Origin of the sequence: Rahnella sp. Larv3_ips (genome assembly GCF_003697865.1) — a bacterium.
In the GTDB taxonomy this organism is placed as follows: Bacteria; Pseudomonadota; Gammaproteobacteria; order Enterobacterales; family Enterobacteriaceae; genus Rahnella; species Rahnella rivi.
The window spans coordinates 596,570-609,419 of record NZ_MJIB01000005.1; the positions used below are offsets into that span (position 1 = coordinate 596,570).

Annotated in this window: 12 protein-coding genes and 1 other annotated feature; of the genes, 3 read left to right on the top strand and 9 right to left on the bottom strand. The window is 54.3% G+C overall.

What is annotated here, in order from left to right; translation table 11 throughout:
- Positions 1-2 precede the first annotated feature (2 nt).
- The 7 genes from ED901_RS11660 to dnaX form a co-directional block, all read right to left on the bottom strand.
- Positions 3-1,322 carry an inosine/guanosine kinase gene (locus tag ED901_RS11660; protein ID WP_056771206.1) on the bottom strand — a complete coding sequence of 440 codons (1,320 nt, stop codon included), beginning with the start codon at positions 1,320-1,322 and terminating at the stop codon, positions 3-5.
- A gap of 38 nt (positions 1,323-1,360) precedes the next feature.
- Positions 1,361-2,323 carry a ferrochelatase gene (gene hemH, locus ED901_RS11665; protein ID WP_056771203.1) on the bottom strand — a complete coding sequence of 321 codons (963 nt, stop codon included), beginning with the start codon at positions 2,321-2,323 and terminating at the stop codon, positions 1,361-1,363.
- A 225-nt stretch (positions 2,324-2,548) separates the two neighbouring features.
- On the bottom strand, positions 2,549-3,193 hold the full coding sequence (gene adk / locus ED901_RS11670) for an adenylate kinase (protein ID WP_122095990.1): 645 nt from the start codon (positions 3,191-3,193) through the stop codon (positions 2,549-2,551).
- Between the two features lie 182 nt (positions 3,194-3,375).
- On the bottom strand, positions 3,376-5,241 hold the full coding sequence (htpG, locus tag ED901_RS11675) for a molecular chaperone HtpG (protein WP_056771993.1): 1,866 nt from the start codon (positions 5,239-5,241) through the stop codon (positions 3,376-3,378).
- Between the two features lie 171 nt (positions 5,242-5,412).
- Entirely contained in the window at positions 5,413-6,018 is a 606-nt protein-coding gene (recR, locus tag ED901_RS11680) for a recombination mediator RecR (protein WP_056771197.1), read from the bottom strand.
- Complete coding sequence (locus ED901_RS11685; RefSeq protein ID WP_056771195.1) at positions 6,018-6,347, bottom strand: YbaB/EbfC family nucleoid-associated protein; 330 nt, start codon at positions 6,345-6,347, stop codon at positions 6,018-6,020. The genes recR and ED901_RS11685 overlap by 1 nt, the downstream gene beginning before the upstream one ends.
- A 41-nt stretch (positions 6,348-6,388) precedes the next feature.
- Entirely contained in the window at positions 6,389-8,362 is a 1,974-nt protein-coding gene (gene dnaX, locus ED901_RS11690; RefSeq protein ID WP_122095992.1) for a DNA polymerase III subunit gamma/tau, read from the bottom strand.
- Positions 6,992-7,056, bottom strand: a sequence feature (DnaX frameshifting element). It overlaps the preceding gene by 65 nt.
- Positions 8,363-8,683: 321 nt before the next feature.
- Here dnaX and ED901_RS11700 point away from each other — a divergent pair.
- Positions 8,684-10,747, top strand: a complete 2,064-nt coding sequence (locus ED901_RS11700; RefSeq protein WP_122095993.1) for an alpha-amylase — start codon at positions 8,684-8,686, stop codon at positions 10,745-10,747.
- A gap of 62 nt (positions 10,748-10,809) precedes the next feature.
- Here the strand turns inward: ED901_RS11700 and apt are convergent, their stop codons facing one another.
- Both apt and ED901_RS11710 read right to left on the bottom strand, forming a co-directional pair.
- Complete coding sequence (gene apt, locus ED901_RS11705) at positions 10,810-11,361, bottom strand: adenine phosphoribosyltransferase (protein WP_056771179.1); 552 nt, start codon at positions 11,359-11,361, stop codon at positions 10,810-10,812.
- Between the two features lie 184 nt (positions 11,362-11,545).
- Positions 11,546-11,914 carry a DUF454 family protein gene (locus ED901_RS11710; RefSeq protein ID WP_122095994.1) on the bottom strand — a complete coding sequence of 123 codons (369 nt, stop codon included), beginning with the start codon at positions 11,912-11,914 and terminating at the stop codon, positions 11,546-11,548.
- A 104-nt stretch (positions 11,915-12,018) separates the two neighbouring features.
- Here ED901_RS11710 and priC point away from each other — a divergent pair, with 104 nt between their 5' ends.
- Positions 12,019-12,555 (top strand): primosomal replication protein PriC, encoded by a 537-nt coding sequence (gene priC / locus ED901_RS11715; RefSeq protein WP_056771173.1) that lies wholly within the window; start codon positions 12,019-12,021, stop codon positions 12,553-12,555.
- Positions 12,556-12,650: 95 nt separating this feature from the next.
- Positions 12,651-12,824, top strand: coding sequence for a pleiotropic regulatory protein RsmS (gene rsmS, locus ED901_RS11720; protein WP_072158052.1), 174 nt, complete (start codon positions 12,651-12,653; stop codon positions 12,822-12,824).
- Positions 12,825-12,850: the final 26 nt, after the last annotated feature.

A 12,850-nucleotide genomic window follows, 5' to 3' on the forward strand; every position in this document is an offset into this window, starting at 1 on the left:
GCTCAGCGTTCCCAGTAACTCTCTTCCAGACTGTCCTCACGTTCCGGCAGGCCACGCGTCAGACGCGGTGAATGCTGGTTAAGCACCTGATAACTCACACGGTTGGCGTATTTACACACCTGTGCCAGCGAGGAATAGGTCAGATACTCGCGCGAATGCTTGCTGGAATTGGGAACAGACGTGCGGTGAAAACCGTTCGCCGCAATGTCATGCAACAGCGCCGATAATGCGCCATCGCCTGCCCCGTTGGTATTCATGATTTTTTCCGGGCCGCCCATGTAGGGCGCGATGTGGGAATAAATCTTCAGCGGTTGCTCACAACATTCACGGCGCATCGCACGGCTGAATTCGTATTGGTTAAATTCGGCAATCGCCCCCGGCAGCAGGGGATGCTGCGTGGTACGTTTGAACGCTTCTTCGGTATAACTCGCCATAAACAGGCCGTTCGGCCCGGCGGTACACAACACCAGATCGACCCAGTCCAGCGCCTTATCGGCGGCCATCAGCGGATCTTTCATGCCGGTCAGTGCAAATCCTTCATCTTCGTTCATCGCCAGAATCGAGACATGATCGCGCAGAAAATCGCGCCATGCCTGCGGATCATCTGCAATCACATATTGCGTGCCGAGCGTTAATACCACCGGCACATGATATTTTTTCGCGTACTCAATCGCCTGCATGGTGGCTTGCGGAATAGGCTCACCGGGTTTGCTGCGTAACAGGTATGAGGTCAACAGCAGCGCGGAGGCGCCGGCGATGACGTCTTCCGGTACGCTTTCGGCTTTCAGTCCGTTCATCTTGCCCGGACTGATGGCAAACGTACGTTCGCCGGTGTCGCTGATGAGCGTAAAGCATCGGCCGATCGCGCCATCGACGCCCTGCAGGAAGTTAAGATCTACACGACTTGAGGTGTTGCACAGGTAGCGGTAGGCGTAATCACCGATTCTGACGTTGTTACACATCACCCCCAGCAGAACCGAGCGGTCATCGGCCAGCACGGAATAGTTGTGCAGCGTATTGCCCACAGTGCCGCCTGCAAACTGATGCGTAATCAGCGCGTTTGCCATCAGTTCCTGGTAAAGCGCTTCCGACATGTCATCATCAAGAATATTGGACTCGCCGGGCGTCAGACCGTAACGGGCGACAAAACTTTCATCCACGCGCGCTTCGATATCCACCATCGTCTGATCGATACCAACAATATAGGATGCCCCGCCCTCGGATTCCGGCTGCATCGCCTGCAGCATAGAATCACGCAGTAATGGGTCACGCGCGCTGACCGGAAAATAGTGTTTTGACTTACGCTTACCAGGAAATTTCATTGCTTGTTCTCAGGAAATTCAAAAAGCTCAGCCTTCCATCAGAAGTGCTGAGTGACCAGTTGTTGCAGCAGATCGATATGCTCCGGCTGGTCGTTTAAGGCGTCAATATATTCGAAGCGCTCGCCGCCTGCATGCATAAAAATCTCACGATTCTCTTCTTTGATCTCTTCCAGCGTCTCCAGACAATCCGAGGCGAAGCCGGGACAGATAATCTGAATAGACTTAACGCCCTGAGCCGGAAGGCCTTTGAGGGTTTCGTCCGTGTACGGCGTCAGCCACGGTTCACGGCCAAAGCGCGACTGGAAAGTCAGCATAATTTTGCCGGTCGGCAGTTGCAGCGCATCGGTCAGCGCCTGCGCGGTGTCGCGGCAGCGCTGTTCGTAATCATCACCTTCCGCCACAAAACGCTTTGGAATACCGTGGAAGGACAACACCAGACGGTCCGGTTCGCCATGTTGCGCGAAAGAACGTTCGATACTGGCTTTCAGCGCGGAGATGTAGGCCGGATGGGTGGCGTAATCACGAATAAAGCTCAGGGAAGGCAGACGGCGCTGTGATTTCAGCACCCGCGCTACGCCGTCGAAAACGGCGGCACTGGTGGAGCAGGAATATTGCGGATACAGCGGCAGCACCACCATTTTGGTCACGCCCTGCGCCAGCAGTTTTTCGATCGGATCTTTCATGCCCGGCTTGCCGTAGCTCATCGCCAGTTCAACCGGCGTACCCGGCAAGCGCTCGGCCAGGGCTTTTTGCTGTCGACGGCTGAAAACCATCAGCGGCGAGCCTTCTTCCATCCACACGGATTTGTACAGCTTGGATACGCGCGGAGAACGCAAAGGCAAAATCACCAGATTCAGGATTGGCCACCAGAGCAGGCGGGGTGTATCTACGACGCGGATATCACTCAAAAACTCACCCAGGTATTTTTTTACGGCCTTAGGCGTCGGTGCTTCAGGTGTTCCGAGATTAACCAGGAGAACCCCGAATTTGGTCTGCGTCATGCTGAATTTCCTAAATTGATGGCGTTGAAGCCAGAGTGAAAAATCATGGGCGCTCCCGTTTACGGTAGCTCAGGAAGAAGCGCACGTCATTGTAACGAAAACAAAGGCGATCGGAACAACGGCAATGGCTATCAATGCGAATTGTGACTATTTCTGGCGGGGGATGGCGTAAAAACAAACGGGGCGACCTAAGTCACCCCGTTAACAGAACCGGTGCAGCGGGAATCAGCTTAAGATAGCCGCGAGTTCGTCACGCACGGCAGAAACCTGCTGGGTGCCGTCAATTTTGACGTAGCGGGTGTTGCCTGCTTCTGCTTCTTTACCGTAGTAGGACACCAGTGGCTCAGTCAGCTCATGGTATTCCACCAGGCGTTTACGCACGGTTTCTTCCTGATCGTCTTTACGGGTGATCAGGTCTTCGCCGGTCACATCGTCTTTACCTTCCACTTTTGGCGGATTGTACTGGATGTGATACACACGGCCAGAGCCCGGATGTACGCGACGACCGACGATGCGATCCACAATCAGTTCGTCAGGTACGTCGAATTCCAGCACGTAATCGACATTGATGCCCGCTTCTTTCATGGCATCAGCCTGCGGAATGGTGCGAGGGAAACCGTCTAACAGGAAACCGTTACGGCAATCTTCCTGCTGAATACGTTCTTTCACCAGAGCGATAACCAGTTCGTCCGTCACCAGTTTACCGGCGTCCATAATCTCTTTTGCTTTCTTGCCGAGCTCACTTCCGGCCTTCACAGCGGCGCGCAACATATCACCGGTAGAAATCTGAGGAATACCAAATTTCTCCATGATGAATTGGGCCTGAGTACCCTTACCTGCGCCCGGAGCGCCCAGCAGAATGATACGCATTGCGTAAATCCCCTTGCATGTAATTTTTATGAATCTCGAAAAACGGTCAACCATACCATTCTGAGCGCTTTTGCTCAAGGAACAACCCCTACGGGCACTGGGGTTAACGCGGCAGATTAGGGGGCGACCATAAAAAAAGGGCCTCGTTTTCACGACGCCCTTTTCACTTTTATTTCAGCAGATTACGCCTGCAACAGCGTATTCATACGGCGAATAAACAGGTTTGGATCTTCCAGCGTGCCGCGTTCTGCGAACAGCGCCTGATCCAGCAACAGTTCGATCCACTCACTGAACTGGTCTTCGTCAGCCACATCAGACGCACGTTTTACCAGCGCATGTTCAGGGTTCAGCTCGAAGATGTATTTCACTTCAGGCGCTTCCTGACCGGCAGCGGCAAACAGTTTGGCCATTTGCGTGGTCATCTCGTCAGCACCGGTGGTCACAATGGCTGGCGTATCGGTCAGACGGTGCGTCAGACGCACTTCTTTCACACGCTCACCCAGCAGCGTTTTCACGCGCTCAACGAACGGCTCCAGCGCTTTTTCCGCTTCTTTCTGCTCTTCGCTTTCGTCAGCCAGTTTGTCCAGTGTGTCGTCAGCCTTGCTGACAGACTGGAAGACTTTGCCATCGAACTCAGTCAGATAGCTCATCATCCATTCGTCGATGCGGTCGGACAGCAACAGAACTTCGATGCCTTTCTTACGGAACAGTTCCAGATGCGGACTGCTCTTCGCAGCGGCGTAACTGTCGGCTGTGATGTAATAAATCTTGTCCTGACCTTCCACCATGCCCGCCACATACTCTTCCAGCGACAGAGTCTGCTCACTGCTGTCGTTGCGGGTGCTGGCGAAACGCAGCAGTTTGGCGATGGTTTCTTTGTTCGCGCCGTCTTCTGCCGGACCTTCTTTCAATACCAGACCAAACTGTTTCCAGAATTGCAGGTATTTTTCGTTGTCGTCTTTCGCCAGTTTTTCCAGCATTTGCAGAACACGTTTGGTCAGCGCACTGCGCAGGTTCTGAGTAATGCGGCTGTCCTGAAGAATTTCGCGGGACACGTTCAGCGGCAGATCGTTGGAATCTATCAGACCACGCACGAAACGCAGGTAGTTCGGCATGAACTGCTCGGCTTCGTCCATGATAAACACGCGCTGAACATACAGTTTCAGGCCGTGCTTGTGATCGCGGTTCCACATATCCCACGGTGCCTGTGAAGGGATGTACAGCAGGCTGGTGTATTCCTGCTTACCTTCAACGCGGTTGTGGCTCCAGCTCAGCGGATCACTGAAGTCATGGGAAATATGTTTGTAGAACTCAACGTATTCTTCGTCGGTGACTTCAGACTTGCCACGGGTCCACAGGGCCTGTGCCTTGTTGATTTGTTCCCAGGTGACAGTGCCGTCTTCTTCGTTACGGGTTTCAACTTCAACCGGCAACGCAATATGGTCAGAGTATTTGCTGATGATGGAGCGCACGCGCCAGTCATCAAGGAATTCGTCCTGATCTTCGCGCAGATGCAGGGTGATTTCAGTCCCGCGATCGGCTTTCTCGATATCCGCCAGGGTATATTCACCTTCACCGGCAGATTCCCAGAACACGCCTTCGTCAGCGCTGGCACCGGCCGCACGGGTGCGCACGGTCACTTTGTCGGCCACGATAAAGGCAGAGTAGAAACCGACGCCAAACTGGCCGATCAGCTGGCTGTCTTTCGCCTGCTCAGAACCGACAGATTGCAGGAAAGCTTTGGTGCCGGATTTGGCGATAGTACCGAGGTTGTCGATGACTTCATCGCGGCTCATACCGATACCGTTGTCGCTCAGCGTCAGGGTGCGTTTTTCTTTATCAAACGCCAGACGCACGTGCAGTTCGCCATCGCCTTCATATAACTCAGGCGTGGACAGCGCGCGAAAGCGCAGTTTGTCAGCCGCATCGGAAGCGTTGGAGATTAACTCACGCAGGAAAATTTCTTTGTTTGAATACAGAGAATGGATCATCAGATGAAGAAGTTGTTTTACTTCAGACTGGAATCCGCGTGTCTCTTGTCCTTTCATACTCATCAAATTACCTCAATCCAGATACTGTTATTGACCAAATCAGACGTTGAGGAATAAGTGGGGTTAGGGACGGGGGTTTTCAAGCATGCGGCAAAATAATTTAGAAGAAATTCAGCAGGACAGGAGAAAGTAAACCGGGCGCGCTGTGCTGCGCCCGATCCATAACAGTCAGAACTTGAACGGATTACGTCCGGCGAGAGAATGTGACAGCGTGGTGCCGTCCACCATATCCAGTTCGCCACCGACCGGCACACCGTGCGCGATACGGCTCGCCAGCACGCCGTACTGGCCGCACATTTCAGCGATGTAGTTGGCCGTCGCTTCACCTTCGACCGTCGGGTTAGTCGCAAGGATCACTTCCTGAATGTTTTCACTTTCAAGACGCTCTTCCATACGGCCCAGACCAATGTCGTCCGGCCCGATGCCATCAAGCGGTGACAGGTGACCCATCAGCACAAAATAGCGACCAGAGAACTGACCGGTTTGTTCTATCGCGTGAATGTCTGCCGGGCTTTCCACCACGCAAATCTGGCCGTTTTCTTTACGCCGTGGATTGGCGCAAATCGTACAGATTTCCTGCTCGGTGAACGTACGGCAATCGGCACAGTGGCCGATTTCAGACATCGCACGCGTTAAAGACTGCGCCAGCCGCATTCCGCCGCTGCGATCGCGTTGCAGCAGCTGAAATGCCATACGTTGCGCAGACTTCGGACCAACGCCCGGCAGGCAACGCAACGCCTCCATTAAAGATTCAAGGAGAGGGCTGGTTTGCATCAGAACGGCATCTTAAAGCCTGGTGGCAACTGCATGCCGCCAGACACGGCTGCCATTTTTTCTTTCTGAGTTTCTTCGATACGACGTGCAGCATCGTTGAACGCCGCAGCGATCAAATCTTCCAGCATGTCTTTATCGTCTTCCAGCAGGCTTGGATCGATTTCAACGCGACGCACATTATGCGCACCGTTGATGGTGATTTTTACCAGGCCAGCGCCTGATTCACCGGTGACTTCCAGCAGAGCGATTTCCGCCTGAGCCTGTTGCATTTTTTCCTGCATTTGCTGGGCCTGTTTCATCAGGTTACCAATGCCGCCTTTTCCAAACATAGTCTTCTCTCTCAGCAATGGCCGCGTCACAATCGCGGCGTTTAAATTGGGCGGATACTTTCTTCATCAAGCTCTGCGTCGAAGAACCGGCGCAGTGTCTGAATGTTGTTATCCGCAATAATTGACTGACGCGCCTGCGCCAGTTTTTCTTCATAAATGGCCTGTCGCCACTCAAGCGGCGTTTTCACCGCCAGATTATCATCTTCCAGCACGGTGAGTTCAACCGGTGTCTGATGCAGCGCCGATAAGGCCTCCGCCAGCACTTTCTGCGCGGACGGCGAATTCAGATGCTTTTGCGAAGAACGCAGGTGCAGGCAGATTTTGCCCGGTTCCGGCTGTTCCCGGTACGCATTCAGCGCCAGTTGCTGAACCAGTTTCGGAATGGTCAGACGGCTGATTTCGGCCGCCCATTCATCACGTTCAATTGCTTCTTCTGCCAGACGGGAAGCCAGTTCCGGCGATTTTTCATGCTCAAGAGCCGTTCGCAAGGCCTTCGGCGTGGCCACTGGCTCGGAGGACTCTTCCGGCTCAGTCAGCGCTTTCCAGCGGTACGCTTCTTCTTTGACCGGCGCAGCGGGCTCTTTCTTCGCGCTGGCCTGTGTCTGCGCACGTTCAGTCACCGAAGCGAGGCGCTCCAGTGCTGAGTTTGCCGGCCGCGCTTTTCCTGGCGCTGCCGGCTCAGCTTTTTTTGGGGTGGTACTCCCCTGCTGCCTGAGTAATTGTGTTCGCGCCTGCAACAGCTGTGCGGTGGAATCCGGCATCGAAGCCGGTTCTGCGCTGCCGTGCGGCGGTGGTGAATCATTGTGGCCCTGCTGCGGCGACGGCTGCTGCGGTGTTGCAGCGCGCGGCGCGGCATGCTGTGCTGGTGCGTGAGGTTGCGGCGCAACGTAAGCAGGTGCCGGTTGCGGAGCCGGTTCAGCAATGATCACCTTCGGATGGAAGGCCAGCGCGCGCAGCAGCGTCATTTCAACGCCCATGCGTTTGTCCGGCGCGTACGCCAGCTCTTTGCGGCCAATCAGTAAGGTCTGGTAATAAAGCTGAACGTCAGCCGGCGGAATGACACGCGCCAGTTCACGCAGGCGTTGTTCAATCGCCGCGTAATGATTATCGAGCACTGACGGCAACAGCTGAACCATGGCAATGCGGTGCAGCAGCGCCAGCGTTTCAACCAGCAGATTTTCCCAGTCCACGCCACGGGACGCGGCTTGCTCGACCTGCGCCATCATCTGACCGCCATCGGCGCTGACCAGCGCTTCCAGCATCGCCAGTGGCTGTTCATCGTCGAGGGTGCCGAGCATTTGTGCCACGGTTTCGGTGGTCACCGCGCCCTGCCCCATGGCGATGGCCTGATCGGTCAGGCTCAGCGCATCACGCATACTGCCGTCGGCAGCACGGGAAAGCAGCTGAAGCGCGCGCGGTTCAGTGGCAATGGTTTCCTGCGTTAATACGTTTTCGAGCTGTTTGCGGATTTGTTCCGGATCCAGCGCTTTCAGATGGAACTGCAAACAACGCGATAAAATCGTGACCGGTAATTTCTGCGGATCGGTCGTCGCCAGCAGGAATTTGACGTGCGCGGGCGGCTCTTCCAGCGTTTTCAACAGCGCATTAAAGCTGTGACGCGAGAGCATGTGAACTTCGTCAATCAGATAGACTTTGAAGCGGCCACGGGCCGGCGCGTACTGGACGTTATCCAGTAATTCGCGGGTATCTTCGACTTTCGTCCGGGAGGCGGCGTCGATTTCGATCAGATCAACAAAACGGCCCTGTTCGATCTCGCGGCAGTTATCACACACGCCGCATGGCGTGGAGGTGATGCCGGTTTCGCAGTTCAGTCCTTTCGCCAGCAGACGGGCAATGGTGGTTTTCCCCACGCCACGGGTACCGGAAAACAGGTAGGCGTGATGGATGCGCCCGAGCGACAGGCCATTAGCCAGTGCGGTCAGCACATGTTCCTGTCCGACGACGTCGGCAAAAGTTTGGGGGCGCCACTTACGGGCAAGAACCTGATAGCTCATTAACACTTCATCGTTGATTTATAATGAATAATTTGACGATACACGAAAAAACATCGTTTAACCCGTCTTTCTGCGCTGGTCTGCGAAACGGAGACTGAGGACTCAGCATAATGATGCCGGAGCCAGACTGCCACTTCTTAGTGTACCAGCAGGGTCGCCATCATTCCTATTACTTTACTTTTTGCGCAGCGCGCCGCAGTTTCTCCGCCTTCGTCCTCCTCCTGATAATTCGCGTCAGGGGATGAGGGCAAATTTTGTGCACTGATTACACTCAATTCACCTCTGTTCCGATAATGCTTCCTGCCCCGCGTAAGGAGAGCCATGAAACGCCTGACACTGCCGTTATTACTGCTCGTTTCCCCTGCTGCCCACAGCTGGACGCTGCAAGGGTTCCCCACGTTTGCCGAACCGGTGAGCGGAATATTCATCAGCCACGCCGCGCTACCCAAAGGTCAGCGCGCACTGGAATTACATCAGGATAATCAGTGCTGGCAACCCACCGGCGCGGTAAAGCTTAACGAGATGCTGTCGCTGCAACCCTGTGAAAACAATGCGCCGGTTAGCTGGAAACAGTTCCGCGCAGGGGATTATCAGGTGCGGATTGATACCCGCAGCGGCACCCCCACGCTTCAGCTGAGCCTGAAAACGGTGCAGGAAAGTGTCGCCGCCGTGACAAAAACCTGTCCGCGATGGGATGGCAAACCGCTGAACGTCGATGTCTCGGGCACATTTGCCGACGGCGAAACGGTGCGCGACTTTTATTCCGGCCAGACCGCACAGGTCACCGGCGGTCACATCACGATGACACCCGATCCGGCCAGCGGCGGCCTGCTGTTGCTCGAATCTGCGGAGCACAAAAAACCCGCCGCCTTTAGCTGGAAAAACGCCACGGTCTATTTCGTGCTGACCGACAGATTCGAAAACGGCAATCCGGATAACGATCACAGCTATGGCCGTCACAGTGACGGAATGCAGGAAATTGGCACCTTCCACGGCGGCGATCTGGCCGGGCTGACCGGCAAGCTGGATTATATGCAACAACTGGGCGTGAACGCGCTGTGGATCAGTTCTCCGCTGGAGCAGATCCACGGCTGGGTCGGCGGCGGCACCAAAGGCGATTTCCCGCATTATGCCTATCACGGCTATTACACCCTCGACTGGACAAAACTGGACGCCAATATGGGCACCGGCGAAGACTTGCAAAAACTGGTCAGCGAGGCGCACAAACGCGGGATCCGCATTCTGTTTGACGTGGTGGTCAATCACACCGGTTACGCCACGCTGGCGGATATGCAAACCTATCATTTCGGCTCGTTATATCTGAAAGGCAACGACATCGAAAAAACGCTCGGCAAAAACTGGACCGACTGGAAACCCGGCCCCGGCCAGAACTGGCACAGTTTTAATGATGACATCAATTTCAGTGACAAAGACGGCTGGAGCACCTGGTGGGGCAAAAAATGGATCCGCACCGACATTGGCGATTATGACTCACCCGGTTATGACGATCTGACCATGTCGCTGGCGTTCCTGCCGGATATCAAAACCGAATCCACACAAGCCAGCGGCCTGCCCGTTTTCTATCGTAACAAGCCAGACACCGCCGCCCGTGAAATTCCGGGGGCAACGCCGCGTGATTATCTGGTGACCTGGCTCAGCCAGTGGGTGCGGGATTACGGCATTGACGGATTCCGTGTCGATACCGCTAAACACGTGGAAAAACCGACGCTGGCCTTACTCAAAGCCCGCTCAGCCGAAGCGCTGAAACAGTGGAAAGCCGCCAATCCCTCCCAGGCGCTGGACGACACGCCATTCTGGATGACCGGTGAAGCCTGGGGTCACGGCGTAATGAAAAGTGATTATTACGACAATGGCTTTGACGCAATGATTAACTTTGATTTTCAGGATCAGGCCGCGGCGGCGCTGAGCTGTTTTGCCAATATCGATGCAACTTATCAGCAGATGGCAGAAAAAATGCAGGATGTTAATGTGCTGAGCTATCTCTCATCCCACGATACCCGGCTGTTTTTTGCGGCTGATGCCAAAGGATCTCTGTCTTTGCAGCAACGCGCTGCCGATGTGCTCCTGCTGGCACCCGGCGCGGTGCAGATCTTTTACGGCGATGAAAGCGGACGACAGTCTGGCCCGACGGGCTCGGACCCTTTGCAGGGAACGCGATCTGACATGAACTGGCAAGAACTGACCGGCGCGAAACAGGCGCTGCTCACGCACTGGCAAAAGCTGGGCATATTCAGGGAGCGGCATCCGGCGGTCGGCGCAGGGGTACAGAAATCGCAGCAGACGGCGCAATATTACGCCTTCAGCCGTCAGCATGATGACGATAAAGTGATGGTGGTCTGGGCGGGAGAAAGCGGAAAAGAGTAACGCAGAAAGCAAAAGGCCTCGCGTTAACGGCGAGGCCAGTTCACATCAACTGTTTATATCAATCAATGCCCGTCGAAAGAAACCAGGCTGTAACAGTGAATGTTCAGGGAGTTCAGGCGTTTTTCACCGCCCAGTTCCGGCAGATTGATGATGAAAGCAGCATCGGTCACTTCCCCACCCAGACGGCGGATCAGTTTCGCGGTGGCTTCAATGGTGCCACCCGTTGCCAGCAGATCGTCGATCACCAGAATTTTTTCGCCCGGCTGAATGGCATCCACGTGGATTTCCAGACTGTCAGTGCCGTATTCCAGATCGTAGGTTTCGCTGATGGTTTCACGCGGTAATTTACCCGGTTTGCGCACGGGCACGAAGCCTACGCCCAGAACCAATGCCACCGGGGCGCCAAACAGGAAACCACGTGCTTCGGTGCCCACCACTTTGGTGACACCAGCATCGCGGTAACGATCGGCCAGTAATTTAATGCTTTCAGCGTACGCTTTCGGGTCTTCCAGCAAGCTGGTGACGTCGCGGAACAGTATGCCTGGCTTAGGGTAGTCAGGGATGGTTTTAATACTGTCTTTAATAAACTGAAGCTGCTGTGCGGTAGCGGTCATAATGTCATTGCCTGATATAGCTGCTGTTCATACTTAAACGCGGGCGGTCAAATGTCCCCCGTCATGCTCTGTAAAAAGCATGTCGTCTAAGGAAGGAAATTGGGAGCGCACCGACGTACGAGATGCCCAAATCTATGCAAAGCCGCTTTAAAAAGCAACCCGCAGCCGGACATGATCGCCTTTTTTATTGCTCAAGGTCAACCACTGGTAATCGCCACATCATAAACAGCAGCATAAACATCATGCAGAGCAATAAAATACGCACCCATAATAACGGCACGAAATATATCGAGACGGCGAAAGTGACCAGAATCAGGGCAACCGCTTTGGGTTTTGCCCCTTTCGGCAATGCGCGATGTTGTTGCCAGTGGCGCAGATAGCTACCGAACCATGAACGGTGCAGCAGCCAGTGATGAAAACGCGGCGACGAGCGGGCAAAACACCAGGCGGCCAGCAAAAGAAACGGTGTGGTGGGCAGTAATGGCAGCACCACACCCAGCGTCGCCAGCACCACGCAGATCCAGCCAGCGATAATCAGTAGTACGCGTTTCATTCAATTCCTTTTAATTCGGATAAACCACGGCAAGTATTGCTCCGGCCAGTGTAAACTGACGCGGCAAAGCTGTCATATTTGCGAACTATCAATGGAGATTTCCCGTGAGCACAGAACGAATTTTACATGTCCTTGATCAGCAGATCGAAACACTATCGCGGGAAATTGAACCTATCGGCCATGTCTCCGCCACGCAGGCGCGCTTCGATATCGCCCTTTTTTCCACCAAAGGCACGCGTCTGCGGGATTATCTGGCAGAAATCAAAAATAATTTGCGTCAGCTGAATCAGGAAGTGGCAGAAAAGCGTTCCGCTCAGGTGGCTTTTATCGCAGAGCGGCTGGTGGCACAAATCACCGCCATGCAACGTGAACTCGCCACCCAGACCCTGCGGAAAACGCATCAGACACCTGAACGTAAAAGTCATGATAACTACACCAAACTGGCGGAAACACAGCAGTTTGAGCGTCGGCTGATTGCGATGATTGAGGACCGGGAAACGACGCTGGGACAACTGTCGACGTTCAGCGATCAGCAGCGCGTACAAAAGGAGCTGGCGGCATTAGAGGGACGGCTTATGCGTTGCCGCCAGGCGCTGGCAAAAATCGAGCGCCAGATTGAAAGACAGGAAAAAGGTTTTTGAATCTTTATCACATTTTTTTAATCCGGCCTGCTAACCCGGCCTTTTGTTATCTATAATGATAAGTCCAAAACCTGCTAATTATAATGTTGGCCAATATGTCAGTAGAAAATGCGCCTCCCGAACTTCAGCTTGCTGTCGATCTGATTTACCTGCTCGAGTGCAATGAAATCGCCCCTGAAACCGCCCTTGCCGCACTGGAAATTGTGCAGCGCGATTATCAGGAAAAGCTGAAAAACAGCAAAAGTTCGCTTTCAGTGAGTTACCTGTAAACCGTCAGCCTCGCTGAGCGCCGACC

What these genes read in the sequence shown, in the direction of transcription:
- rsmS (WP_072158052.1), top strand. Translation starts at nt 12,651, where the DNA reads ATGTCAGTAGAAAATGCGCCTCCCGAACTTCAGCTTGCTGTCGATCTG.
- ED901_RS11700 (WP_122095993.1), top strand. Translation starts at nt 8,684, where the DNA reads ATGAAACGCCTGACACTGCCGTTATTACTGCTCGTTTCCCCTGCTGCC.
- adk (WP_122095990.1), bottom strand. Translation starts at nt 3,193, where the DNA reads ATGCGTATCATTCTGCTGGGCGCTCCGGGCGCAGGTAAGGGTACTCAG.
- ED901_RS11710 (WP_122095994.1), bottom strand. Translation starts at nt 11,914, where the DNA reads ATGAAACGCGTACTACTGATTATCGCTGGCTGGATCTGCGTGGTGCTG.
- ED901_RS11685 (WP_056771195.1), bottom strand. Translation starts at nt 6,347, where the DNA reads ATGTTTGGAAAAGGCGGCATTGGTAACCTGATGAAACAGGCCCAGCAA.
- recR (WP_056771197.1), bottom strand. Translation starts at nt 6,018, where the DNA reads ATGCAAACCAGCCCTCTCCTTGAATCTTTAATGGAGGCGTTGCGTTGC.
- dnaX (WP_122095992.1), bottom strand. Translation starts at nt 8,362, where the DNA reads ATGAGCTATCAGGTTCTTGCCCGTAAGTGGCGCCCCCAAACTTTTGCC.
- ED901_RS11660 (WP_056771206.1), bottom strand. Translation starts at nt 1,322, where the DNA reads ATGAAATTTCCTGGTAAGCGTAAGTCAAAACACTATTTTCCGGTCAGC.
- htpG (WP_056771993.1), bottom strand. Translation starts at nt 5,241, where the DNA reads ATGAAAGGACAAGAGACACGCGGATTCCAGTCTGAAGTAAAACAACTT.
- apt (WP_056771179.1), bottom strand. Translation starts at nt 11,361, where the DNA reads ATGACCGCTACCGCACAGCAGCTTCAGTTTATTAAAGACAGTATTAAA.
- hemH (WP_056771203.1), bottom strand. Translation starts at nt 2,323, where the DNA reads ATGACGCAGACCAAATTCGGGGTTCTCCTGGTTAATCTCGGAACACCT.